Source organism: Streptomyces sp. NPDC032126, assembly GCF_055580085.1.
In genome coordinates this window covers 297130-319270 of the sequence record NZ_JBVIMA010000003.1, presented here as the reverse complement: position 1 = coordinate 319270, position 22141 = coordinate 297130, and the positions used below count along the sequence as shown (strand labels likewise).

The 22141-nt window shown below is 72.8% G+C and carries 22 protein-coding genes; 9 read left to right on the top strand and 13 right to left on the bottom strand.

Going from position 1 to position 22141, the window contains the following annotated elements; all coding sequences use genetic code 11:
• Positions 1 to 36: 36 nt before the first annotated feature.
• The gene (locus ACZ5NW_RS14420) at positions 37 to 537 is read left to right on the top strand and encodes an Lrp/AsnC family transcriptional regulator (RefSeq protein WP_468744126.1); all 501 of its coding nucleotides are present in this window, start codon (positions 37 to 39) and stop codon (positions 535 to 537) included.
• A gap of 50 nt (positions 538 to 587) precedes the next feature.
• Here the strand turns inward: ACZ5NW_RS14420 and ACZ5NW_RS14415 are convergent, their stop codons facing one another.
• On the bottom strand, positions 588 to 1178 hold the full coding sequence (locus ACZ5NW_RS14415) for a TetR/AcrR family transcriptional regulator (RefSeq protein ID WP_468744125.1): 591 nt from the start codon (positions 1176 to 1178) through the stop codon (positions 588 to 590).
• Complete coding sequence (locus ACZ5NW_RS14410) at positions 1175 to 2689, bottom strand: 3-hydroxyacyl-CoA dehydrogenase (RefSeq protein WP_468744124.1); 1515 nt, start codon at positions 2687 to 2689, stop codon at positions 1175 to 1177. The genes ACZ5NW_RS14415 and ACZ5NW_RS14410 overlap by 4 nt, the downstream gene beginning before the upstream one ends.
• 161 nt (positions 2690 to 2850) lie before the next feature.
• Here ACZ5NW_RS14410 and paaN point away from each other — a divergent pair, with 161 nt between their 5' ends.
• Positions 2851 to 4542: a phenylacetic acid degradation protein PaaN gene (gene paaN / locus ACZ5NW_RS14405; protein ID WP_468744123.1), complete on the top strand. Its 1692-nt coding sequence runs from the start codon at positions 2851 to 2853 to the stop codon at positions 4540 to 4542.
• A gap of 48 nt (positions 4543 to 4590) precedes the next feature.
• On the opposite strand, the gene ACZ5NW_RS14400 is transcribed toward paaN, so the two are convergent.
• The 3 genes from ACZ5NW_RS14400 to ACZ5NW_RS14390 are packed head-to-tail and all read right to left on the bottom strand — an operon-like array spanning position 4591 to position 7384.
• Positions 4591 to 5331, bottom strand: coding sequence for a TrmH family RNA methyltransferase (locus ACZ5NW_RS14400; protein ID WP_468744122.1), 741 nt, complete (start codon positions 5329 to 5331; stop codon positions 4591 to 4593).
• Positions 5328 to 6560 carry an HTTM domain-containing protein gene (locus ACZ5NW_RS14395; RefSeq protein ID WP_468744121.1) on the bottom strand — a complete coding sequence of 411 codons (1233 nt, stop codon included), beginning with the start codon at positions 6558 to 6560 and terminating at the stop codon, positions 5328 to 5330. Before ACZ5NW_RS14395 ends, ACZ5NW_RS14400 begins: the two co-directional genes overlap by 4 nt.
• Complete coding sequence (locus ACZ5NW_RS14390) at positions 6557 to 7384, bottom strand: DUF5819 family protein (RefSeq protein WP_468744120.1); 828 nt, start codon at positions 7382 to 7384, stop codon at positions 6557 to 6559. Before ACZ5NW_RS14390 ends, ACZ5NW_RS14395 begins: the two co-directional genes overlap by 4 nt.
• Before the next feature lie 277 nt (positions 7385 to 7661).
• On the opposite strand from ACZ5NW_RS14390, the gene paaA reads away from it, so the two are divergent.
• From paaA to ACZ5NW_RS14360, 6 genes are all read left to right on the top strand, one after another.
• Positions 7662 to 8639: a 1,2-phenylacetyl-CoA epoxidase subunit PaaA gene (gene paaA / locus ACZ5NW_RS14385; protein WP_468744119.1), complete on the top strand. Its 978-nt coding sequence runs from the start codon at positions 7662 to 7664 to the stop codon at positions 8637 to 8639.
• The gene (paaB, locus tag ACZ5NW_RS14380; RefSeq protein ID WP_397962134.1) at positions 8636 to 8923 is read left to right on the top strand and encodes a 1,2-phenylacetyl-CoA epoxidase subunit PaaB; all 288 of its coding nucleotides are present in this window, start codon (positions 8636 to 8638) and stop codon (positions 8921 to 8923) included. Before paaA ends, paaB begins: the two co-directional genes overlap by 4 nt.
• Positions 8920 to 9675: a 1,2-phenylacetyl-CoA epoxidase subunit PaaC gene (gene paaC / locus ACZ5NW_RS14375; RefSeq protein WP_468744118.1), complete on the top strand. Its 756-nt coding sequence runs from the start codon at positions 8920 to 8922 to the stop codon at positions 9673 to 9675. Before paaB ends, paaC begins: the two co-directional genes overlap by 4 nt.
• Positions 9669 to 10214: a 1,2-phenylacetyl-CoA epoxidase subunit PaaD gene (gene paaD / locus ACZ5NW_RS14370; RefSeq protein ID WP_468744117.1), complete on the top strand. Its 546-nt coding sequence runs from the start codon at positions 9669 to 9671 to the stop codon at positions 10212 to 10214. The genes paaC and paaD overlap by 7 nt, the downstream gene beginning before the upstream one ends.
• The gene (locus ACZ5NW_RS14365; protein ID WP_468744116.1) at positions 10214 to 11275 is read left to right on the top strand and encodes a 2Fe-2S iron-sulfur cluster-binding protein; all 1062 of its coding nucleotides are present in this window, start codon (positions 10214 to 10216) and stop codon (positions 11273 to 11275) included. Before paaD ends, ACZ5NW_RS14365 begins: the two co-directional genes overlap by 1 nt.
• Before the next feature lie 141 nt (positions 11276 to 11416).
• Complete coding sequence (locus tag ACZ5NW_RS14360; RefSeq protein ID WP_468744115.1) at positions 11417 to 12649, top strand: acyl-CoA dehydrogenase family protein; 1233 nt, start codon at positions 11417 to 11419, stop codon at positions 12647 to 12649.
• Between the two features lie 24 nt (positions 12650 to 12673).
• Here the strand turns inward: ACZ5NW_RS14360 and ACZ5NW_RS14355 are convergent, their stop codons facing one another.
• The 3 genes from ACZ5NW_RS14355 to ACZ5NW_RS14345 form a co-directional block, all read right to left on the bottom strand.
• Positions 12674 to 13003, bottom strand: coding sequence for a rhodanese-like domain-containing protein (locus ACZ5NW_RS14355; RefSeq protein ID WP_468744490.1), 330 nt, complete (start codon positions 13001 to 13003; stop codon positions 12674 to 12676).
• 50 nt (positions 13004 to 13053) lie between these two features.
• Positions 13054 to 13857, bottom strand: coding sequence for a hypothetical protein (locus tag ACZ5NW_RS14350; protein ID WP_468744114.1), 804 nt, complete (start codon positions 13855 to 13857; stop codon positions 13054 to 13056).
• 100 nt (positions 13858 to 13957) lie between these two features.
• Positions 13958 to 15448, bottom strand: coding sequence for a DUF2252 domain-containing protein (locus tag ACZ5NW_RS14345; RefSeq protein WP_468744113.1), 1491 nt, complete (start codon positions 15446 to 15448; stop codon positions 13958 to 13960).
• A gap of 178 nt (positions 15449 to 15626) precedes the next feature.
• On the opposite strand from ACZ5NW_RS14345, the gene ACZ5NW_RS14340 reads away from it, so the two are divergent.
• A complete protein-coding gene (locus ACZ5NW_RS14340; protein WP_468744112.1) occupies positions 15627 to 16517 on the top strand; it encodes a D-hexose-6-phosphate mutarotase in 891 nt (296 codons plus the stop codon).
• 9 nt (positions 16518 to 16526) lie between these two features.
• Here the strand turns inward: ACZ5NW_RS14340 and ACZ5NW_RS14335 are convergent, their stop codons facing one another.
• The 5 genes from ACZ5NW_RS14335 to ACZ5NW_RS14315 form a co-directional block, all read right to left on the bottom strand.
• Positions 16527 to 17438, bottom strand: coding sequence for a LuxR C-terminal-related transcriptional regulator (locus tag ACZ5NW_RS14335; protein WP_468744111.1), 912 nt, complete (start codon positions 17436 to 17438; stop codon positions 16527 to 16529).
• Between the two features lie 148 nt (positions 17439 to 17586).
• Positions 17587 to 18183, bottom strand: a complete 597-nt coding sequence (locus ACZ5NW_RS14330) for a GPP34 family phosphoprotein (RefSeq protein WP_468744110.1) — start codon at positions 18181 to 18183, stop codon at positions 17587 to 17589.
• Complete coding sequence (locus ACZ5NW_RS14325; protein ID WP_468744109.1) at positions 18184 to 19455, bottom strand: MFS transporter; 1272 nt, start codon at positions 19453 to 19455, stop codon at positions 18184 to 18186.
• On the bottom strand, positions 19452 to 20789 hold the full coding sequence (locus tag ACZ5NW_RS14320; protein WP_468744108.1) for an ATP-grasp domain-containing protein: 1338 nt from the start codon (positions 20787 to 20789) through the stop codon (positions 19452 to 19454). The genes ACZ5NW_RS14325 and ACZ5NW_RS14320 overlap by 4 nt, the downstream gene beginning before the upstream one ends.
• 31 nt (positions 20790 to 20820) lie before the next feature.
• Positions 20821 to 22089, bottom strand: a complete 1269-nt coding sequence (locus ACZ5NW_RS14315; RefSeq protein ID WP_468744107.1) for a nucleotide sugar dehydrogenase — start codon at positions 22087 to 22089, stop codon at positions 20821 to 20823.
• Between the last annotated feature and the right edge of the window lie 52 nt (positions 22090 to 22141).

The window sequence follows — 22141 nt, the reverse complement described above, 5'->3', positions numbered from 1 at the left end:
GGACGCAGTACGTCCATGGTAGGGAGGCGGGGGGACATGGCACCTGAACAAATGGCCGACGGGCCGGACCCGACGCTCGTCCTCCCACCCGCGCGCCCCCTCGACGCGATAGACCAGGACATCCTGCGGATGCTCCAGGCCGACGGCCGCGCGTCGATCCGATCGGTCGCCGAAAGCGTCCATGTCTCGCGCGCCAACGCCTACGCGCGGATCAACCGGCTCGTCGAGGACGGCGTGATCCGTGGCTTCGGCGCGCGTGTGGACCATGAGCGGGCGGGCCAGGGCACGTCGGCGTACATCACCCTGAAGATCGTCCAGAACACCTGGCGCACTGTCCGCGAACAGCTGCGCCAACTGCCCGGCGCCTCCCACATCGCCCTGGTCGGCGGGGATTTCGACGTGCTGCTGCTGGTCCACACGCCGGACAACAGGGCCCTGCGCGAGCTGGTCCTCACCCGGCTCCAGGCCATTCCCGAGGTGCTGAGCACGCGCACGCTCCTGGTCTTCGAGGAGGAGGACCTGGAACCGCAGAGCTGAGCCCCGGCTCCGGGGGGCCGGAAGCCGGGGCCGGGGCCGCGTGGGCGGGGTCAGCCGGCGCGGCGGAGGCCGGTGAAGACCAGGCGGGCGACCGCGTCCGCCACCTCGCGTTCGCCGGCGCCGCGGCCGTCGGGGCGGTACCACTCGACGATCGAGTTGATCATGCCGAAGACCAGGCGGGTGGCGAGACGGACCTCGACGTCGCCGCGCACGTCGCCGTCCGCGGCGGCCGCCTTGAGGAGCTCGGCGACCCGGTGGTCGAAGTCCCGGCGCCGCTCCAGCGCCCACCGCTCGGTGTCCGTGTTGCCCCGCACGCGCAGGAGGAGGGTCACATAGGGGAGTTCGGCGATGAGGACCTCGACCATGCGCCGCACCACGTACTCCAGGCGGGCGGCGGCGCGCCCCACGCGCGCGTGCTCCTCGTCGAGGATCCCGAACAGGCCGTCCAGAGCGCGGCTGACGGCCCGCCGCAGCAGTTCCTCCTTGCCGGCGACGTGGTGGTAGATCGACGACTTGGAGATGCCGGCCGCCCGGGAGAGATGCTCCATGGACGTGCCGTCGTAGCCGCGCTCGTTGAAGACCTGCACGGCGACCGAGAGCAGGGTCTCCGGGGTGTACGTGTCGCGCTTGGCGGTGGTCACGAGGCGCCCTCCCGCTTCTCGGTGGCGTAGGAGTGCCGGTAGAGGGCGAGGGAGGGCGCGTAGCGGCCGGAGGGGTCGCGTTCGTGCAGGTCGTCCAGGAGGGAGCAGGCCCAGGTGCGGCCCAGCCTGCGGCTCCACTCGAAGGGGCCGAGGGGGTAGTTCACGCCGAGCCGCATGGCGGTGTCGATGTCCTCCTCGGTGGCGACGCCCTTGGCGACGGCGTCGTGCGCGAGGTCGACGATCCGGGCCACCGTCCGGGCGACGATCATGCCGGGCACGTCACCGATGACGCTGACGTCCTTGCCGAGCGCCTGGAACAGGCCGATCGCCTCCGACAGGGCCTGCGGCGAGGTGTCCTGGGAGGTGGAGAGCGCGATACGGGTGGCCTTGCGGTAGTCGAGGGCGAGGTCGAAGTAGACGACGTCGCGGAACTCCACGGAGGTCTGCCCGTCGGCGAGCGCCAGCTGTCCGTCGGAGGGCAGCACCAGGCGGGTGCCGTGGTCCTCTTCCTCCTCGCGCACCGGGATGCCCGCCTCGCGGATCATCGCGAGCAGCTCGGACGCGGGACCCAGGTCGCCCTCGGCGACCACGTACGCGGGCGGCTGGTGCTTCTCCGCGGTGTGCGGCTCGGCGGCCTCGGCGTCCTCGCGGTAGTCGTACCAGCCCTGGCCCGACTTGCGGCCGAGGCGGCCCGACTCGACCAGGCGGCGCTGGGCGAGGGACGGGGTGAAGCGCACGTCCTGGAAGAAGGACTGCCACACGGAGTGCGTGACGGACTCGTTGACGTCCTGGCCGATCAGATCGGTCAGCTCGAAGGCGCCCATCCGGAAGCCGCCCGACTCGCGCAGGACGGCGTCGATCGTGGCCGGGTCGGCGCCCTGGGCCTCGTAGACCGCGAACGCCTCGGCGTAGAAGGGCCGGGCGATGCGGTTGACGATGAAGCCGGGCGTGTCGGCGCAGGCCACCGGAGTCTTGCCCCAGGCGCGGGCCATCTCGTACGCGCGCGTGGCCGACGTGACGTCGGTGGCGTACCCGGAGACGACCTCGACCAGCGGCATCAGCGGGGCCGGGTTGAAGAAGTGCAGGCCCACGAAGCGGCCGGGGTTGCGCAGGACGCCGCCGACGGCCGTCACCGAGAGGGACGAGGTGTTGGTGGCGAGCAGGCAGTCGTCGGAGACGATCGCCTCCAGCGCGCGCAGCAGCTCCTGCTTGACGTCCAGCCGCTCCAGGACGGCCTCGACGACCAGCGCGCAGTCCGCGAGTTCGGTGAGGTCCTCGGCGGGCAGCAGGCGGGCGCGGGCGGCGTCCCGGTCGGCGGGCGTGAGGCGGTCCTTCTCGACCAGCCGGTCGAGGCGCGCGCCGATCGCGGCGGCCGCTTCCCGGGCGCGGCCCGGTGCGGCGTCGTACAGCCGTACCCGGTGGCCCGCGACCAACGCGACCTGGGCGATGCCCTGGCCCATGGTGCCCGTGCCCACGACGGCCACGGGGCTGCTGAGGTCGAGTGCTGTCATGTGCGCGATCCTCCCGCACGGGGTTTTCCACAGATGCGGCAGGCCCCCTTGTCCCGACCGATCGTTCGGTTACTCTAACCCTGACTGCTCATTCCTGCCCATGTTTCTGCCCAGGTCATGAACTCGACGGCGAGTTCTTTGAAACAAGGAGTTGGTCCCGCATGGCCGCCCAGCTGACCGCGCACGACCTGATCGCCAAGCACCGGCCCACCCTCGACCAGGCGCTGGAGGCCATCCGCACGCGCGCGTACTGGTCCCCGCACCCCGAGCACCCGAAGGCGTACGGGGAGAGCGGCAGCCTGGACGCGGCGGCGGGCAAGGCCGCCTTCGACGCGCTGCTGAACAGCCGCCTCGACCTCGGCCAGCCGGGCACGGACGACTGGGTGGGCGGCGAGGTCTCGCCGTACGGCATCGAGCTGGGCGTGACCTACCCGCACGCGGACGTGGACGTCCTGCTGCCGGCCATGCGGGAGGGGCAGCGCGCGTGGCGCGACGCGGGGGCGGAGATCCGCTCGGTGGTCTGTTTGGAGATCCTCAAGCGGATCTCCGACCGGACGCACGAGTTCGCGCACGCGGTCATGCACACCTCCGGCCAGGCGTTCATGATGGCGTTCCAGGCGGGCGGCCCGCACGCGCAGGACCGCGGCCTGGAGGCGGTGGCCTACGCGTATGTGGAGCAGGTGCGCACCCCCGACACGGCGGAGTGGAGCAAGCCGCAGGGCAAGCGGGACCCGCTCGCGCTGACCAAGCGGTTCACGCCCGTCCCGCGCGGTGTCGCGCTGCTCATCGGCTGCAACACCTTCCCGACGTGGAACGGCTACCCGGGCCTGTTCGCCTCCCTGGCCACCGGCAACGCGGTCCTCGTGAAGCCCCACCCACGCGCGGTGCTGCCGCTCGCGCTGACCGTGCAGGTCGCGCGCGAGGTGCTCGCCGAGGCCGGCTTCGACCCGAACCTGGTCGCGCTGGCCGCCGAGCGGCCCGGCGAGGGCATCGCCAAGACCCTGGCCACGCGCCCCGAGATCCGGATCATCGACTACACCGGCTCGACCGCCTTCGGCGACTGGCTGGAGACCAACGCCCGCCAGGCGCAGGTCTACACGGAGAAGGCCGGCGTCAACACGGTGATCGTCGAGTCGACCTCCGACTACAAGGGAATGCTGTCCAACCTGGCGTTCTCGCTGTCGCTGTACAGCGGCCAGATGTGCACCACCCCGCAGAACCTCCTCGTGCCGCGCGACGGCATCCGCACCGACGAGGGCCCCAAGACCTTCGACGAGGTCACGGCCGACCTCGCGCGCGCGGTCGACGGCCTCCTCGGTGACGACGCCCGCGCGAACGCGCTGCTCGGCGCCATCGTCAACCCGGATGTGAAGGCCCGCCTGGAGGCGGCGGCCGGGCTCGGCGAGGTCGCGCTCGCCTCCCGTGAGATCAGCAACCCCGACTTCCCGGGCGCGGTCGTGCGCACGCCGGTCATCCTCAAGCTGGACGGCGCCAAGCCGGACGCCGAGGCCGCCTACATGAGCGAGTGCTTCGGTCCGGTCTCCTTCGCCGTCGCCGTCGACTCCGCGGGCGACGCGGTGGAGCTGCTGCGACGGACGGTGCGGGAGAAGGGCGCGATGACCGTGGGCGCGTACACGGTCGACCCCGAGGTCGAGGAGGCCGTCCAGGAGGTCTGCCTGGAGGAGGCCGCGCAGCTGTCGCTGAACCTCACGGGCGGGGTGTACGTCAACCAGACCGCCGCGTTCTCCGACTTCCACGGGTCGGGCGGCAACCCGGCGGCCAACGCCGCGCTGTGCGACGGCGCGTTCGTGGCCAACCGCTTCCGGGTCGTCGAGGTGCGCCGGGAGGCCTGAGCACCGATCCAGGCTGAAGCCTGGTCCAGGCTCAGGCCCGGTCCAAGCTCAGGCCCGGTCCAGGCTCCAGTGGTACAGCGTCATCGCCACGCTCGTCGCCAGGTTGTAGCTGGAGACCTGGGGGCGCATCGGCAGCGACAGCAGGTGGTCGGCACGCGCGCGCAGGTCGGGTGACAGGCCGCTGCGCTCGCTGCCGAAGGCCAGCAACGCGTCGTCCGGGAGCTTCACGCCGCGGATGTCCTCGCCCTCCGGGTCCAGCGCGAACAGCGGGCCCGGGGGCAGTTCCGCGATCGTGAGGCGCTCCACCGCCGTCGCGAAGTGCAGCCCCGCCCCGCCCCGCACCACCGTGGGATGCCAGGGGTCGAGGGTGCCGGTCGTGACGACCCCGGTCGCGCCGAAGCCCGCCGCCAGACGGATCACGGCGCCCGCGTTGCCCAGGTTGCGCGGGTCGTCGAGGACCACCACGGGCGCGGGGCGCGGAATCCGGGCCAGCGTCTCCAGGTGGGCCGCGCGGGAGGGCCGTACCGCCAGGGCGGCCACCGCGGTGGGGTGCGGGCGCGGTACCAGGTCCTCGTAGACCGCCCTCGGCACCTCGGCCAGCAGGCCGGCCATCCGCTCCCGTACGTCCGGTGCCAGCTCGTCGGCGAGGGCGAGCGTGGCCGCGCGGTCGGCGGTGACGGCCACCGGAACCTCGGCGCCGAAGCGCAGCGCGTGCTTGAGGGCGTGGAAGCCGTCGAGCAGGACGGCGGCGCCGGCGAGGCCGCGCCACGCGCCGAGGGGGTCGTTCATGCCGTGAAGCCTACGTGGCTGTGCTCGGGCCGCTCCGCCTCCCGCGGGGGCTCCTGCCGCTGAGGCGGGACACCGGGGCCGCCGTCCTTGGTGAAGAAGCGGACACGCGCGTGTGCGACGAGGACGCCCAGGCGGCGCAGGAAGGGCGTCGGCAGGAAGACGGAGTCCGCCGCGATCATCGCCAGCGAGAAGAACGGCAGTCCGAGGATGAGGGCGATCGCCGCGTGCTCGGTCATCATCACGGCCAGCAGGACGTTCTTGACCCGCCGGTTGAACAGGGTGAAGGGGAAGGCCACCTGCGCGATCACGGTGCCGTAGGTGATGAGCATGACCATGGTGCCGTTGCTGGACAGCAGGTCGCCGAGGCCGGGCCAGGGCGAGAAGTAGTCCAGGTGGAGCGGGTAGTAGACGGCGGTGCCGTCCTGCCAGCGCGAGCCCTGGATCTTGTACCAGCCGGCCGTCGCGTAGATCATGCACGCCTCGGCCATGACCACCACGAGCGCGCCGTTGTGCAGGACGTTCGTGATCACGTCGAGCAGGATGCGCGGCTCGGCGGACCGCGCCCGCCGCCGGCCCGTGAGCCACCACAGGGCGTGCGCGGCCCACGCGGCCCACAGGAGGGCGGGGATCGGCCACTCACCGCCGAACAACTTGCCGGACGCGGTCGCCGCCACCAGAGCGACCCCGGAGACGGCCCACAGGGCGGGCCCGGCCCGGTCGGGGATCCACTCGCCTCGCGCGCGTGCCTCCTCGGTGCGCCGGGCGCGCCGCGCGTCCAGCGACCAGACCTGGCCGCACCGGGTGAAGACCAGGTAGATCGCCATCAGGTGCAGGACGTTGTCGCCGCCGTCACCAAGGAAGACGCTGCGGTTCTGCAGCGACAGCACCCCGACCATGAACAGCACCGACATCGTGCGGGTGCGCCAGCCCACCAGCAGCAGGGCGGCGGCCAGCACGGCGAGCGCGTAGACGATCTCGAACCACACCCGGCTGTCGGACCAGATCAGCGCGGTGAAGGCGCCGTTCATGTCCAGCAGCCGCCGGGCCAGCGTCCAGCTCCACGGGCCGTCGGGGCCGTACATCTCCGCGCGGTGCGGGAACTCGCGCAGCAGGAACAGCAGCCAGGTCAGGCTGAAGCCGATACGGATGACGGCGCTCTGGTACGGCCCGAGCGCCGAGCCGGTGGCCCGGGCGACAGCGCTCGACAGGGCCAGGGTGATCCGGTTCATCGCGCACCTCCCTCGGCCTCGTCGCCGGACACGGTCCACCAGGGCATGACGCGGTAGGACGGCTGCAGGGAGATCTTCTCGGAGGACCAGTCGGGCGGTGCCACGTTGGTGGAGCGGGAGCGCAGCTGGACCCGCTCGACGACGCCGTCCTCGCCGACCACGCCGCCGCGCTCCAGGCGCATGACGGCGATGCGGCGCACATACGCCTCGGACAGGGCGCCGCGCTCGCCGACCGGACGGTCGTCGCTGTCGTGCGTGGCGACGACGAAGTCCCACGCGCGACGCACTTCGTTCTGCTGGGTGTGGCTCGGCACCAGGTTGCCGTCGATGGCCCGGCCGTCCTGAGCGGACAGGTCGAACCAGCCGGTGGTGCGCGACGTGCCGTCCGGGGTCCTGATCTGGGCGCGGACCTGGACGGCGATGTTCTGCTGGAGCGGGTTCGGCGCGAAGAGCTTCCAGTTCTGCTCGAACTCGGGGTAGATCCACTCCTCGATCGCCTTGCCGTGCGACTTCGTCACCGTGTTCGACGGCGCGACGTGCAGGAACACCATCCCGAGGTGGACACAGACCGCCACGGCCACGGCGGCGACCGCGACGGCCGCGCCGATCTGGTAGCGCAGGGAGAGGGCGGCGACGCCGGTGCGGGCCTCGGCGGGCGCGGGCCCGGCGGAAGGCTCCCCGGCTGCGGACCCCTCAGCGGGAGTGCCCGCGGTCTCGCCGGTCTCCGCCTGCGCGGCCGTCCCGGCTGCCCCGCCCGGCGGTCGCTCCGATGCCTCCGCGTCCGGCCCGTACGGGGCGTCGGCGCCTCCGTCGTGCGTGTTCATTCCGCCCCGTTTCCGATGTCCGGTTCTCTTCCGGCCGCCCGCCGACCTCTGCACCCGGAATCGGATTCACCCGGACGGCTGTAGCGCGGCGGTTCCACGGAAAGGTACTCAGCTCCGCCGCCGTGCGCAGCTTTCCCCCCTCGACCACCGAGGGTGGGACGGTCCACAGGCGGTCCCGGCAGGTTATCCACAGCGGTTGACACCCTACGACGGCCGACTCACCATGGAATGGCACGGACCGAACGATCGGTCGGGAACCGAGGTCGAGGGGGACCGCATGGCGACAGCAGCCGCGCAGCACACGGTCGGCACCGAGGACGCCCTGGAGCGCGCCTTCGACGCCGCGGTGGCCGCCGACGAGCGCATCGAGCCACGCGACTGGATGCCGGACTCGTATCGCGCGACGCTGGTGCGCCAGATCGCCCAGCACGCCCACTCCGAGATCATCGGCATGCAGCCGGAGGCCAACTGGATCACGCGCGCGCCCTCGCTGCGCCGCAAGGCGATCCTGATGGCGAAGGTCCAGGACGAGGCCGGCCACGGCCTGTATCTCTACAGCGCGGCGGAGACCCTCGGCACCAGCCGCGACGAGCTCCTCGACAAGCTCCACACGGGCCGCCAGAAGTACTCCTCGATCTTCAACTACCCCACGCTGACCTGGGCGGACGTCGGCGCCATCGGCTGGCTGGTGGACGGCGCGGCGATCACCAACCAGGTGCCCCTGTGCCGCTGCTCCTACGGCCCGTACGCACGCGCGATGGTCCGCGTCTGCAAGGAGGAGTCCTTCCACCAGCGCCAGGGGTACGAGCTGCTGCTGGCCCTCAGCCAGGGCACCCCCGAGCAGCACGCGATGGCGCAGGACGCCGTGGACCGCTGGTGGTGGCCGTCGCTGATGATGTTCGGCCCGCCCGACGACGAGTCCGCGCACTCCGCGCAGTCGATGGCCTGGAAGATCAAGCGGTTCTCCAACGACGAGCTGCGCCAGCGATTCATCGACATCTGCGTCCCGCAGGCGGAGTCCCTCGGCCTGACCCTGCCCGACCCGGAACTCTCGTGGAACGAGGAGCGGGGGCACTACGACTCCGGCCCGATCGACTGGACGGAGTTCAAGGAGGTCCTCAAGGGCAACGGCCCGTGCAACGAGCAACGGCTGACCCAGCGCCGCCGGGCGCACGACGAGGGCGCCTGGGTGCGCGAGGCCGCCGCGGCCTACGCGGCCAAGCACAGCGACGAGACAGGAGAGCGGCAGGCATGACCAACACCGACTGGCCCCTGTGGGAGGTCTTCGTGCGTTCGCGCCGGGGCCTGTCCCACACCCACGCCGGCAGCCTGCACGCGCCGGACGCGGAGTTCGCCCTGCGCAACGCGCGCGATCTGTACACCCGGCGCGGCGAGGGCGTCTCCATCTGGGTCGTCCCGTCCGCCGCGATCACCGCGTCCTCGCCCGACGAGAAGGACCCCTTCTTCGAGCCGGCCGCCGACAAGCCGTACCGCCACCCGACGTTCTACGACATCCCGGAGGGGGTGAAGCACCTGTGACCGCGCCCACCGACCGCGCCGTGTCCACGGCCGCCGACCACACCGTGTCCACGGCCGCCGCCCTCGCCCTCGGCGACGACGCGCTGGTGCTCTCCCACCGCCTGGGCGAGTGGATGGGGCACGCCCCCGTGCTGGAGGAGGAGGTCGCCCTCGCCAACATCGCGCTGGACCTGCTGGGCCAGGCCCGGGTCCTGCTCTCGATGGCCGGCGACGAGGACGAACTGGCGTATCTGCGCGAGGAGCGCGCCTTCCGCAATCTGCAGCTGGTGGAGCAGCCGAACGGCGACTTCGCGCACACCATCGCCCGCCAGCTGTACTTCTCCACCTACCAGCACCTGCTGTACGCGCACTTGGCCGCGGGCGACGGGGCGTTCGCGCCGCTCGCCGCGAAGGCCGTCAAGGAGACCGCCTACCACCGCGACCACGCCGAGCAGTGGGCCCTGCGCCTCGGCGACGGCACCGAGGAGAGCCACGCCCGCATGCGGGCGGCGTGCGAGGCCCTGTGGCGGTTCACCGGGGAGATGTTCGAGCCGGTGGAGGGCCTGGACGTCGACCGGGAGGCGCTGGAGGCGGCCTGGCTGGAGTCCGTCGGGGGCATCCTGCGCCGCGCCACGCTGGGCGTGCCCGAGGGCCCGAGGAGCGGCGCGTGGACGGCCGGCGCCGGCCGGCAGGGCCTGCACACCGAGTCCTTCGGGCGGATGCTCGCCGAGATGCAGCATCTGCACCGCAGCCACCCGGGGGCGTCATGGTGACCACCCTCACCCCGCTGGAGGCGGAACTCCTTGAGGTCGCCGGTTCCGTGCCCGACCCCGAACTGCCCGTGCTCACCCTCCAGGAGCTGGGCGTCGTGCGCGCCGTGCGGGTGAGCGAGCCGGACGCCGAGGGTGCCGCCGCCGTCGAGGTGGAACTCACCCCGACCTACACCGGCTGCCCCGCCCTGGAGACGATGTCCGTGGACATCGAGCGGGCGCTGCACGCGCACGGGGTGCGCGAGGTCACCGTGCGCACGGTCCTCAGCCCCGCCTGGTCCACGGACGACATCTCCGCCGAAGGGCGCCGCAAGCTGCGGGAGTTCGGCATCGCGCCCCCGCGCGCCCGGCGCGACGCCGGGCCCGTCCCCCTGGACCTCGGCCCGACGCGCACGCTCACCGCGCCTGCGGAGCGGGTGCGCTGCCCGCACTGCGGATCCGAGGACACCGAGCTGCTCAGCCGGTTCTCGTCGACCGCGTGCAAGGCGCTGCGGCGCTGCCTCGCCTGCCGCGAACCCTTCGACCACTTCAAGGAGTTGTGATGGCCCGCTTCCACCCGCTCCCGGTGGCCGCGGTGGACCGGCTCACCGACGACTCCGTCGCCCTCACCTTCGCGGTGCCGGCCGCGCTGCGCGAGGAGTACCGGCACGCGCCGGGCCAGCATCTCGCCCTGCGGCGCGTGGTCGACGGCACCGAGATCCGGCGGACGTACTCGATCTGCTCCCCTGCGCCCGAGCCCGGCGGCGAGGGCCCGCACACGCTGCGGGTGGGGGTGCGGCTGGTCGAGGGCGGGGAGTTCTCGACGTACGCGCTCAAGGAGATCGCCGTCGGCGACGAGATCGAGGTGATGACGCCGGCCGGGCGCTTCACCCTCGACCCGGCGCCCGGGCTGTACGCGGCGATCGTGGGCGGCAGCGGCATCACCCCGGTGCTGTCGATCGTCTCGACGCTGCTGGAGCGCGAGCCCGGGGCACGGTTCTGTCTGATCCGCAGCGACCGGACGACGGCCTCCACGATGTTCCTGGAGGAGGTCGCCGACCTCAAGGACCGCTGGCCGGACCGGTTGCAGCTGATCACCGTGCTGTCGCGGGAGGAACAGCAGGCCGGACTGCCCTCCGGGCGACTGGACCGGGAGCGGCTGACCTCGCTGCTGCCGTCGCTGGTGCCGGTGGCGGCGGTGGCGGGCTGGTTCCTGTGCGGGCCGTACGGGCTGGTCGAGGGCGCGGAGAAGGCGCTGCGGGAGCTCGGGGTGCCCCGGGCGCGGATCCACGAGGAGATCTTCCATGTGGACCCCGTCGCGCCCACGTCCGCGATACCCGCGCCCGCCCACAGCACGGTGACCGCCCGGCTCGACGGCCGCGCCGGAAGCTGGCCGGTGCGGGACGGGGAGTCGCTGCTGGAGACGGTGCTGCGCAACCGCCCCGACGCGCCCTACGCCTGCAAGGGCGGGGTGTGCGGGACCTGCCGGGCCTTCCTGGTCACCGGCGAGGTGCGGATGGACCGCAACTTCGCGCTGGAGCCGGAGGAGACGGACGCGGGCTATGTACTGGCCTGCCAGTCGCATCCGGTGACGGAGAAGGTGGAGCTGGACTTCGACCGGTAGGACGCGCAGGGGCTTCGACCGGGGGACGTCCGCGATCCGTTGCGGGCGTTCCCTTCTTCTAGAACCTGTTCTATCTTGACGGACCGTCAGATCCGGTGGCCGTCGCCGCCGGATCGCCGCACCCGTCGGGAGGACAGGGCCGTGGACTTCACCTTCAGCGAGGAGCAGTTGGCGGCGGCCGAGGCGGCCCGGGGAGTGTTCGCGGGGGTGGCGCCCGACGCGGTGCCCAGCCCGGCGCTCACCCGGGGCGCCCCCGTCGCCGAGGGCTTCGACCGGGCGCTGTGGGCGAGGCTCGCCGACGCCGATCTGCTGAGCCTGCTGCTCGACGAGGAGTCCGGTGGGGCGGGCCTGGACGCGATCGCGCTGTGCCTGGTGCTGCGGGAGTCGGCGAAGGTGCTGGCCCGGGTGCCGCTGCTGGAGCACAGCGCCGCGCTGGCGGCCGTGCAGCGCTACGCGGGAAGGGGGCCGGCGCGGGAGCTGCTGGCGCGGGCCGGCCGGGGGGAGATCGTGCTGACCGTCGCCGCGCACGGCCGCACCGGACACGACCCGGCGGAACGAGCGGTCACCGCACGACGGGCCGAAGGGCACGGCGAGGCGGGCACCGGCGACCTGGGCTCGGGCACTGGTGACTTGGGGGCGGGCGCCGGTGACATGGGGGCGGGCGCCGGAGGTCCGGGTGGGGGTTGGGTTCTGGATGGGGTGCAGACTTTGGTGGCGTGGGCCTACGACGCGGACTTCGTCGTCGTCCCGGCGCACACCGGCGGCGGCCGTACCGTCCTCGCGTTGGTGACGCCGGGCCGGGACGGGACCGTACTCGCCGAGCAGGTGTCCACGAACGGCGAGCGGCTCGGGGAGCTGCGGCTGGAGTCGGCGCGGGTGGCGGACGCGTACGTCGTCGAGGCGGAGGGCGCCTGGGAGTGGCTGCGGGAGTTGCTGGCCACCGGGACGTGCGCGCTGGCGCTGGGGTTGGGGGAGCGAGTGCTGCGGATGACGGGCGAGTACGCGGGCAAGCGGGAGCAGTTCGGGCATCCGATCGCCACGTTCCAGGCCGTCGCCGTACAGGCCGCCGACCGCTACATCGACCTGCGCGCGATGGAGGTCACCCTGTGGCAGGCGGCGTGGCGGATCGCCTCGGGGGCGCCGGGGGCGCTGCCGGCCGCCGGGGACGTCGCCGTGGCGAAGATCTGGGCGGCGGAGGGCGTACGGCGGGTGGTGCAGACGGCACAGCATCTGCACGGCGGCTTCGGGGCCGACGTCGACTATCCGCTGCACCGGTACCACGCCTGGGCCAAGCACCTCGAGCTGGCGCTCGGCCCGGCGGCGGCGCACGAGGAGAGCCTGGGCGACCTGCTGGCCGCCCACCCCCTCGCGTGAGCCCGAGCCCCAGGCAGGGCGGCCCTAGACCACGAAGCCCGGCTCGCCCGCGTCCGTGACGACGGGGCGGCCGGTGGCCTCCCAGCTCTGCATGCCGCCGGCGACGTTCGCCGCGTCGATGCCCTGCTGCACGAGGTACATCGTGACCTGGGCGGACCGGCCGCCCGAGCGGCAGATCACATGGACGCGGCCGTCCTGCGGGGCGGCCTCGGTGAACTCGCCGTAGCGGGCGACGAACTCGCTCATGGGGATGTGCAGGGCACCTTCCGCGTGCCCCGCGACCCACTCGTCCGTCTCGCGGACGTCCAGCAGGAAGTCGTCGTCCTTGAGGTCGCCGACCTCGACCGTGGGCACACCAGCTCCGAAACTCATGCCCCCGACGCTACCCGACCGTGTCCAGTCCCTCAGGCGACGAGCTCCGCCAGCTCGGCCTCGCGGGCCGCGACATCGGCGAGGAGCTGTTCGGCGATCTCGTCGAGGAGGCGGTCCGGGTCGTCCGGGGCCAGCCGGAGCATCGAGCCGATGGCGCTGTCCTCCAGCTCCTTGGCGACCTGGGTGAGCAGTTCCTTGCGCCGGGAGAGCCATTCCAGGCGGGCGTAGAGCTCCTCGCTGTGGCTGGGCCGCTGCTCGGGCGGCACCGGGCCGGCCTCCCACTCCTCGGCCAGCTCGCGCAGCAGGGGCTCGTCGCCCCGCGCGTAGGCGGCGTTGACGCGGGAGAGGAACTCCTCGCGGCGGGCCCGTTCGCCCTCCTCGCGGGCCAGGTCGGGGTGGGCCTTGCGGGCCAGCTCGCGGTAGAGCTTGCGGGCCTCGGCGCTGGGGCGCACCCGCTCCGGGGGGCGCACCGACTGGTCCGTGAGCATCGCGGCGGCCTCCGGGAACAGGCCGTCGCCGTCCATCCAGCCGTGGAACAGCTCCTCGACCCCCGGCATCGGCAGCACCCGGGCCCGGGCCTCCTCCGCCTTGCGGCGGTCCTCGGGGTCGCCGGTGCGGGCGGCGCGGGCCTCGGCGATCAGCGCGTCGAGCTCGTCGAGGCGGGCGTACATCGGGCCGAGCTTCTGGTGGTGCAGCCGGGAGAAGTTCTCGACCTCGACGCGGAAGGTCTCCACCGCGATCTCGAACTCGATCAACGCCTGCTCGGCGGCCCGCACGGCCCGCTCCAGCCGCTCCTCGGGGCGCGGCTGCTCGGGCTCTGCTTCGGGGGTCGTCACCCGACCAGACTAGCGCTGCGGAGGGGCGGGGCCGGGGGCCGAGGGGGTGGGTCTGCGCCCCAGCGGCACGACTGTCCCGCAGCCCGTCCCGCCGCCCGCATCAGACGCCCATCTCCGCCGCGATACGGCCCGACCTCACCCCCGCCACCAGATCCGCGTGGTCCGCCTCCGTGCGGTCGGCATAGGCGACGGCGAACGTGGCGATCGCCTCGTCCAGTTCGTCGCTCTTGCCGCAGTAGCCGGAGATCAGGCGGGGGTCGGCGCTGTGGGAGTGGGCGCGGGCCAGGAGGGCGCCGGTCATACGGGCGTAGTCGTCGATCTGGTCGGCGGCGAGAGCGGACGGGTCGACGCTGCCCTTGCGGTTGCGGAACTGGCGGACCTGGTAGGGCAGGCCGTCGACGGTCGTCCAGCCCAGCAGGATGTCGCTCACCACCTGCATGCGCTTCTGGCCCAGCACCACCCTGCGGCCCTCGTGCTCGACCGGCGCGGTGTCGAAGCCGGCCGTCAGCAGGTGCGGCAGCAGGGCCGAGGGGCGGGCCTCCTTCACCTGGAGGATCAGCGGCTCGCCCCGGTGGTCCAGGAGCAGGACGACGTACGAGCGGGTGCCGACACTGCCCGTGCCGACGATGCGGAACGCCACGTCGTGCACCGCGTGGCGGGCGAGCAGCGGGTGGCGGTCCTCGGAGAGCGTCGCGAGGTACGGCTCCAGGGACGCCGTCACCGCCGCCGCCTCCTCATCGCCGACCCGGCGCAGCACCGGCGGCGCGTCCACGAAGCGCCGGCCGCCCTCCTCCGTCGGCTCGGTCGACTTCGCCGCGAATCGTCCGCTGGTGTTGGCCCGCGCCTTCTCCGAGACCCGCTCCAGCGTGCCCAGCAGGTCGTGGGCGTCGGTGTGGGAGACCAGTTCCTCGTCCGCGATGGCGTTCCACGCGTCCAGGACCGGCAGATTCGCCAGCAGCCGCATCGTGCGCCGGTAGGCGCCCGTCGCGTCGTACGCCGCCTTGCGGCACGTGTCCTCGTCGGCGCCCGCCTCCCGGCCCGCCAGCACCAGCGAGGCCGCGAGCCGCTTCAGGTCCCACTCCCAGGGGCCGTCCACCGTCTCGTCGAAGTCGTTCAGATCGATGACCAGGCCGCCGCGCGCGTCGCCGTACAGGCCGAAGTTGGCCGCGTGCGCGTCGCCGCAGATCTGGGCGCGGATCCTCGTCATGGGCGTGCGGGCCAGGTCGTAGGCCATGAGGCCCGCCGAGCCGCGCAGGAAGGCGAAGGGGGTGGCCGCCATCCGGCCCGCCCTTATCGGCGTGAGGTGTTCGATGCGGCCGCGGTTGGACTCCTCGACCGCCGTCACCGCGTCCGGGCGGGAGGGGTCGGCCTCGAACACGGCGTGCGCCGCGCGCGGGACGCCCCGGCGCAGGGCCTTGCCCTCGTCCTTCGGAGAGCCCTCGGCCGGCCAGTCTGCGAGCCCGCGCACCCTCGGCAGCCGCCCACGCCCCGCCCCGGCGACCGCCGCGGCGGCCACAGCCTCCGCGGTCGTCTCCGCACCGGCCCCGGCCACCGCCGACGCCGCCTCCACACCCGCACCGGTCCCGGTCACGACGACCGCCTCCCCCGTACACGTACGAACATCAACTCGTGCAGACCGTACCGCCGACGGCCCCGACCGCGGCAGGCCTGTGGACAACTCCCCGCGCGGCTCCCCACCTCGCGAAACCTCGCGAAGCTCGGCGCCGCCCCCACTTGACCCGCCGGGCCGGGCGCCCCAAGGTCGTCCCATGTCCGAGATGATCTTCGACCTGCCCGTCGACGAGGTACTGGCCCGGTCCGTCACCCTCCGCCGCCTCGACGGCATGCCGCTGCTCGTCGTCGAGCACCCCGAGGCGCGGGGCGCGGTGTGCGTGCGGGGCGCGCAGGTGGTGGCCTGGCAGCCGCGCGGGCACGAGCCGGTGCTGTGGCTCAGCGAGCGGGCGGTCTGGGCCGAGGGCGCGCCCGTGCGGGGCGGCATCCCGCTGTGCTGGCCGTGGTTCGACGACGCCGGCGAGCCGATGCACGGCTTCGCCCGGACCAGCCTCTGGGAACTCACCGGATGCCATGAGACCGACGACGCGGTACGGCTCACGCTCGGGCTGCGCGGCACGCCGGACACGCGCGCGTTGTGGCCGTACGACTTCGAGCTGGCCGTCCGGATCACGCTGGGCCGGGAGTGCGCCGTCGAGCTGGAGGTCCGCGCGGACGCGCCCAGCGTCGCCGCGCTGCACACCTATCTGCACGTCGGGGACACCGGCCAGGTGGACATCGCGGGGCTGGGCGAGGCGTACACGGACGGTCTGCGCGAGGGCGCGCCAGGGCGGCAGGACGGGCCGCTGCGTCTCACCGGGGGTGCGGAGATCGAGCGGTACTACACGCGTGCGGCGACGGTCTCCGAGGTGCGCGACGGCGAGCTGGGCCGGGTCGTCGAGGTGCGGCACGAAGAGCACAGCGAGGTGGTGGTGTGGAACCCGGGCGCGGAGGTGATCCGGGGCATGGCCGACCTCGCCGACGACGCCCACAGCACGTTCGTGTGCGTGGAGACGGCACGGATCGGCCGGCCCCTGCCCGGCACGGCACGAGACACCCCGGCCCGCCTCGCGACGACGCTCACCGTACGGCCGCCGCACCACTCGTAGCCGCACCGCTCACAGCCACCCCCGCCGTACCGCCTCCACCCCCGCCTGGAAGCGGCTCTGGGCGTTCAGTCGTTTCAGCAGGTCCGCCATGAGGCGGCGGACGGTGCGGATGGAGACGCCGAGCTTGCGGCCGACGCCCTCGTCGGTGAGGCCGTCCTCCAGCATCCTCAGCAGGGCCAGGTCGCGGTCGCTCGGGCCGTCGCCGTCGAGGTCGGCGCTGGGGGCCTCGCCGAGCGGGACGGCCCGCTCCCAGACCAGGTCGAACAGCTCGTCCAGGGCGGCGACGACGCTCTTGAGCCGGATGACGAACGCGCCCTCCCGGCTGGCGTCCTCGTTGACCGGGATCACCGCGACGGAGCGGTCGCACAGGATCAGCCGCATCGGCAGCGAGGGCACGGTGCGGGTCTGCCCGCCGCGGGCGGTGAACCAGGTGGCGTAGTCGACCGTGGCGGCGTCGTTGCGCACGCTGTCCAGGTAGACGGTCTGCATCCGCACGCCCCGGTCCAGGTTGTGCTCGTCGAGCGGCCGGCAGGCCTCCAGCGCCGCGCCGCTGAGCGCGCCGCCGGGCATGAACGCGCGGACCTCGGAGGTCGCCTGCTGGGACAGTTCCGTCAGCCGCACCCGGACGCTCTCCACGCCGTTGAGGCGCTCCACGCCCTCGGCGCCCGCCTGCACGCGCGCGGAGGTGTACTCGGAGGCCAGGGCGGCGACGACGGCGAGGTCGCGGGAGATGGCGGCCTGGCGGGCGTCGAGGTCGGCGCGGATCTGTTCGAGCAGCGGGGTCAGACCCACCTGGGGATTGACCGGGACCAATTGGCCGGCGCCGCTGGAAGATCTGATCAGGGACAGCTTGGTGAGCCGGTCGAGCGATGCGCGTATCTCTTCCTCGGGCGCTCCGACCTGCTTCTGGATTTCCGCCATATCCCAGTCGGGGTGGAGAAGAAGCGCCCGATACACGTCATGATCCTGCTTTTTCAGCCCGACGCTCGAGAGCATCCCGGTCCCCCTTGAAAGCCGTCACGATCACCCTGGTCAGAGCGCCCTCATGATACTGACTGGTTTGCGCAGGTCAACGCCCCAACTGGAGCTCCTCGGCCCGCGCGGAGAGGGCATTCTCGACCCCCTCGCAGATGACGGCCACCAGTTCCCGTTCCCTTTGGTCGCACACCATGGAAAGGGTTTCCTCCAGGACCGTCCAGTTCTTCAACTGGCGTCGGGTCAGTTGACGGAACAGGGCCCGGTGTATTCCCGTGGCGCACAGCAGGGAGGCGAGCAGTGCGCCGTTCCTGTTCGGCGGGGGATAGCCGAACAGGGCGTGGCGGACGGCGGTCACCTGGCGTTCATAGGAGGGGTGATCGGCGGGTTCGTACCGTTCACGGGCCAGGAAACGGTTGCCGCGGCGGACGGGAGTGAGGGCGCCGGACCGCAGGAGGTCGTCCAGGACCGTCCCGTACGCCTCGTCGGCCGTCGTGCGCACCCAGGCGCTCACCGGGCGCGGCCGCTCCCGCCCGGTCACGACGGTCCCCCGGCGCACCTCCACGCGCCCGTCGAGCGCGAGGGAGAGCAGGAGGGCCCCCGCGGCGCCCGTGCCGGCCTCGGTCCGCCGGGCGGGCAGGTCCCCGTCCAGGGCGCCCGCGGCGAGCAGGAGGTACGTCCGCGCCAGCACCTACGCCGCCTCCGCCAGTTCGGGGGCCGGCGCGGCGTCCGCGTCCCGCGCCTGCGGCCCGCCGATGCGCCGTACCGACGGCAGCAGGACCACCCACACGCAGGGCACCATCACCAGCGCCGCCCCCGTGAGCAGGGTCCCGTCGGTGCCGAGCCGGCCGGTCATCGGGCCGATGAGGGCGTAGGCGAGCGGCATCGACATCATCGTGAGGAGGAAGTCGTACGAGGCCACCCGGGAGAGCACCTGGTCGGGGATGACGCGCTGGAGGGTGGCCTCCCACAGGGTGTTGAGGAGCACGACGCAGGCGTCGGCGACGGCGGCGGCCAGCGCCAGCCAGGGCGTGGACCAGCCGAGCCACAGGGCGAGCAGCGGCAGGCCGGAGGCGAGCAGCACGAGGTTGCCCGCGATCAGCGGCCGGCGCGGCCGCCAGCGCAGCGCCAGCACCCCGCCGGTGAGCGAGCCCACGGCCATGCCCGCGCTGACCACGCCCCAGGCGGCGGGTCCGCCGAGGCGCTCGTCGGCCAGCACCGGGCCGAGGACGAAGAAGACGGCCATGCCGAAGTTCCACAGGGCGTGCACGACGAGATTGGCGGACACCCACCGGCGCCGGACCATCTCGCTCCACCCCTCGACCAGATCGGCGCGGAAGGAGGTCTTGCCGGTGGTGTCGGGGCGGGTGGCGGGCAGCCGCAGCAGGACGGCGATGTTGACGGCGAAGGTCGCCGCGTCGATGACGTACACGGACTGGGTGCCGGCGAGGGGGATCAGCATGCCCGCGACGGCCGGCCCGATGACCATGCAGGTGCTGCGGGTCAGCGCCTGGATGGCGACGCCCTGCTGGAGCAGTTCCTTGCCGACGAGCGCCGGCAGCAGGCCCTTGGACGCCGGGCCGAACAGTCCGGCGCCGACGCCGTAGAGCGCGTTGCCGGCGGCGAGGACGAGGGCGGAGCCGTGGCCGGTGACGAGGAGTCCGGCGAGGGTGAGCTGGACCGTGCAGCGCAGTACGTCGGCGGCCGCCATGAGGCGCAGCCGGGACATCCGGTCGGCGAGGACGCCGCCGACGAGGGTCGCCGCGAGCCGGCACAGCAGCCCCACGGCGAGCACCGCGCCGAGTTCGACGGCCCCGTCGCCCTGTCCGATGACGGCGAAGGCGGTGACCAGGGGGACCATGCCGTCGCCGAAGCAGGAGGCGGCGAAGCCGGTCCAGTACCGCCGGAAGGCGGGGATGCGCAGCGGGCGCAGATCCGCGCGCAGCACGCTGGTGAGGCTCACAGCAGCCGCCTCCAGGCGTCCTCGTAGGCGGCCATGAAGGCGCGCTGCTGGACGCCGGTGCCGAACGTCGGCGCGACCAGGGACTGTTCGGCGAACTCTCGGCGTACGGCGGCCAGGCGGGCGTCGAGCGCGTCGATCGAGTCGGCCGAGACCAGGGCGAGGCCCTGCCAGCTGGTCGTCGCCCGCACCTGCGGCGGGTCGTTGACCCCGAGCAGGGCCGCGACGCGCAGTTCGTGGATGTCGTCCGGCGCGGTGAAGCGCGCGGGGTCCGGCAGCTTGACGACGGTGCCGCGCGGCAGGTGCAGCGAGGTCGTGGCCACACAGCGGTCGGTGGGCTCGACCGCGGCCGTCACCGGGCGGCCGAGCGCCACGTCCACGGCGGCGCCGGCCAGCGAGAAGCCGTGCTTGTACAGCACCCCCTCCTGGATCAGGCCGCCGCCGACCCGGGCCGCGACCTCGCCGAAGTGGAACGTGCCATCCCGGTCCAGCAGCAGCTCCATGTGGAAGACGCCGTCGGTGTAGCCGAGGGCCTGAAGTGCCTTGCCGGCGACGGCGCGTGCCTGCTCGCACCGCTCGTCCGCGCCCGTGCCGTCCGCCCGGTAGATGTGCAGCGGCTCGGCGTCGGTCGTGTACGACAGACAGGGCGCGGCGTAGCGGCCCACCGAGGAGAAGACCACGGCGCCGTCCTGCATCGCGCCGTCGACGATCCACTCCTCGGCCACGTCGACAAGGTCCTCCACGACGAAGGGCGACGTCGCCGAGGCGGCCAGTCTCTCCAGCAGCGCCTCGTACGCGGCCTCGGTGCGCACCAGTTCGGTGTGCGCCGTGCCGCCCCCGGCGACCGGCTTGACGACACAGGGGCCGGGGAAGGGCGTACGGACCAGTTCGCTGCCGGGCACCACCAGGCGGGAGGCGGCCGCGGGCAGTCCCGCCGCCAGCACGGCCTGCTTCTGGAGGTGCTTGTCCCGCATGAGCACCGCGTGTTCGGGGCGGGTGCCCGGCAGGTGCAGCAGCGAGGTGAGGGCCGCCACCGTGGAGACGGCGAACTCGTCGAACGTGACGACGGCGCGCAGGTCCTCGTGCAGCCGCTCGCCGAAGTGCCGGGTGAGCCCGGCCCACACGTCGCCGACATCGGTGATGTCCTCGACGACGATCTCCTCGGTCTGCTCGGGCAGCGCGATCGACGCGCCCCGCAGATGGGCGCGCACATCGCGCACCATGACGGGCCGCAGACCCCGCCCGACCACCTCCCTGACCAGCGACGGATCCCAGCCGATCACCGCGACGGCGGCGCCGTCCCCGCCCTCTCGCACAACGCTCTCTTGCCCGACCATGGGTCTGACCTCCAACTGTTGCAACTGTTGTTCAGATGCGTTCGACGGCACGGCTGCCCAGGCGGTTACGGGTGTCGAAGACGTGCTGCGAGGCGGACTCGATCAGGTCGTAGTCGAAGCTGTCGTGGTCGGTGAGCAGGACGGTGACGTCCGCCGCGGCCAGCTCCTCCTCGGTCAGCTCGGCCATCTCGATCCGCGGGTCGCGGGGCAGCCCCTCGACGCACGGGTCCACGGCACGCACGCGTGCGCCGGCCTCCAGGAGCTTCAGCGCGACGTCCATGGCGGGCGACTCGCGCATGTCGCCCGAGTTGGCCTTGTAGGACAGGCCGAGCAGCAGGACACGGCTGCCGTCGAGGACGCGGTCGCGCTTCTTCAGGGCCTCGCCGATGCGCTGCACGACGTAGCCGGGCATGCCGCGGTTGATGTCGTTGGCGAGGTTGACGAAGCCGAGGGAGCGGCCGGTGCGCTCGCGGGACAGCCAGTCGAGGTAGATCGGGTCGATGGGCAGGCAGTGGCCGCCGACGCCCGGTCCCGGGGTGAAGGCCATGAAGCCGAAGGGCTTGGTGCCCGCGGCCCGGATGGCCTCCCAGATGTCGATGCCCATGTCCGCGGCGAACATGGCGGTCTCGTTGACCAGCGCGATGTTGACGCTGCGGAAGGTGTTCTCCAGCAGTTTGGCCAGCTCGGCCTCGCGGGTGCCGCTGACCGCGACCGTGCGGTCGACGATCGCGTCGAAGAACTCCTGTACGGCGGCCCGCGACGACTCGTTGATCCCGGACACCAGCTTGGGGGTCTTCTCGAACGTCCAGGTCGCGTTGCCCGGGTCGATGCGCTCGGGACTGTAGCCGAGCGAGAAGTCCTCGCCGGCCCGCAGGCCGGATCCCCGCTCCAGCAGCGGGGCGACGACGTCCTCCGTGGTGCCGGGGTACGTCGTGGACTCCAGGATGACGACGGCGCCGGGCCGGATCAGCGGCGCCAGGGAGGTGGAGGAGCCGATGACGGCGGACAGGTCCGGCTCGCCGTCGGTGAGCGGGGTCGGCACGCTGATCACCGCGATGTCGAACCCGGCCGCGTCCGCGAAGTTCGAGGTCACGCGGTAGCGCCCCGAGTCGAACGCGTTCATGAGGTCGAGGTCCGATACGTCCTCGACATAGGAGTCGTGGTGGCGAAGTCGCGCGACGCGCGCCTCGTTCACCTCGACGCCGATGACCTGGAATCCCGCCCGGACCGCCTGGAGGGCGAGCGGAAGCCCCACATAGCCCTGTCCGATCACCGCGACGGTCTTCTGCACTGCACGCATGACTGTCCCCCTGCCGCTTTCTGAATGGATGTGTGTGTTGGGTCGGTTCGCG

Excerpts from the sequence above, each read along its gene's own strand:
- paaB (WP_397962134.1), top strand. The coding sequence starts at position 8,636 with ATGACCAACACCGACTGGCCCCTGTGGGAGGTCTTCGTGCGTTCGCGC.
- ACZ5NW_RS14335 (WP_468744111.1), bottom strand. The coding sequence starts at position 17,438 with ATGGCGGAAATCCAGAAGCAGGTCGGAGCGCCCGAGGAAGAGATACGC.
- ACZ5NW_RS14365 (WP_468744116.1), top strand. The coding sequence starts at position 10,214 with ATGGCCCGCTTCCACCCGCTCCCGGTGGCCGCGGTGGACCGGCTCACC.
- ACZ5NW_RS14410 (WP_468744124.1), bottom strand. The coding sequence starts at position 2,689 with ATGACAGCACTCGACCTCAGCAGCCCCGTGGCCGTCGTGGGCACGGGC.
- ACZ5NW_RS14390 (WP_468744120.1), bottom strand. The coding sequence starts at position 7,384 with ATGAACACGCACGACGGAGGCGCCGACGCCCCGTACGGGCCGGACGCG.
- ACZ5NW_RS14315 (WP_468744107.1), bottom strand. The coding sequence starts at position 22,089 with ATGCGTGCAGTGCAGAAGACCGTCGCGGTGATCGGACAGGGCTATGTG.
- ACZ5NW_RS14400 (WP_468744122.1), bottom strand. The coding sequence starts at position 5,331 with ATGAACGACCCCCTCGGCGCGTGGCGCGGCCTCGCCGGCGCCGCCGTC.
- paaD (WP_468744117.1), top strand. The coding sequence starts at position 9,669 with ATGGTGACCACCCTCACCCCGCTGGAGGCGGAACTCCTTGAGGTCGCC.
- ACZ5NW_RS14320 (WP_468744108.1), bottom strand. The coding sequence starts at position 20,789 with ATGGTCGGGCAAGAGAGCGTTGTGCGAGAGGGCGGGGACGGCGCCGCC.
- ACZ5NW_RS14395 (WP_468744121.1), bottom strand. The coding sequence starts at position 6,560 with ATGAACCGGATCACCCTGGCCCTGTCGAGCGCTGTCGCCCGGGCCACC.
- paaN (WP_468744123.1), top strand. The coding sequence starts at position 2,851 with ATGGCCGCCCAGCTGACCGCGCACGACCTGATCGCCAAGCACCGGCCC.
- ACZ5NW_RS14420 (WP_468744126.1), top strand. The coding sequence starts at position 37 with ATGGCACCTGAACAAATGGCCGACGGGCCGGACCCGACGCTCGTCCTC.
- ACZ5NW_RS14340 (WP_468744112.1), top strand. The coding sequence starts at position 15,627 with ATGTCCGAGATGATCTTCGACCTGCCCGTCGACGAGGTACTGGCCCGG.
- paaA (WP_468744119.1), top strand. The coding sequence starts at position 7,662 with ATGGCGACAGCAGCCGCGCAGCACACGGTCGGCACCGAGGACGCCCTG.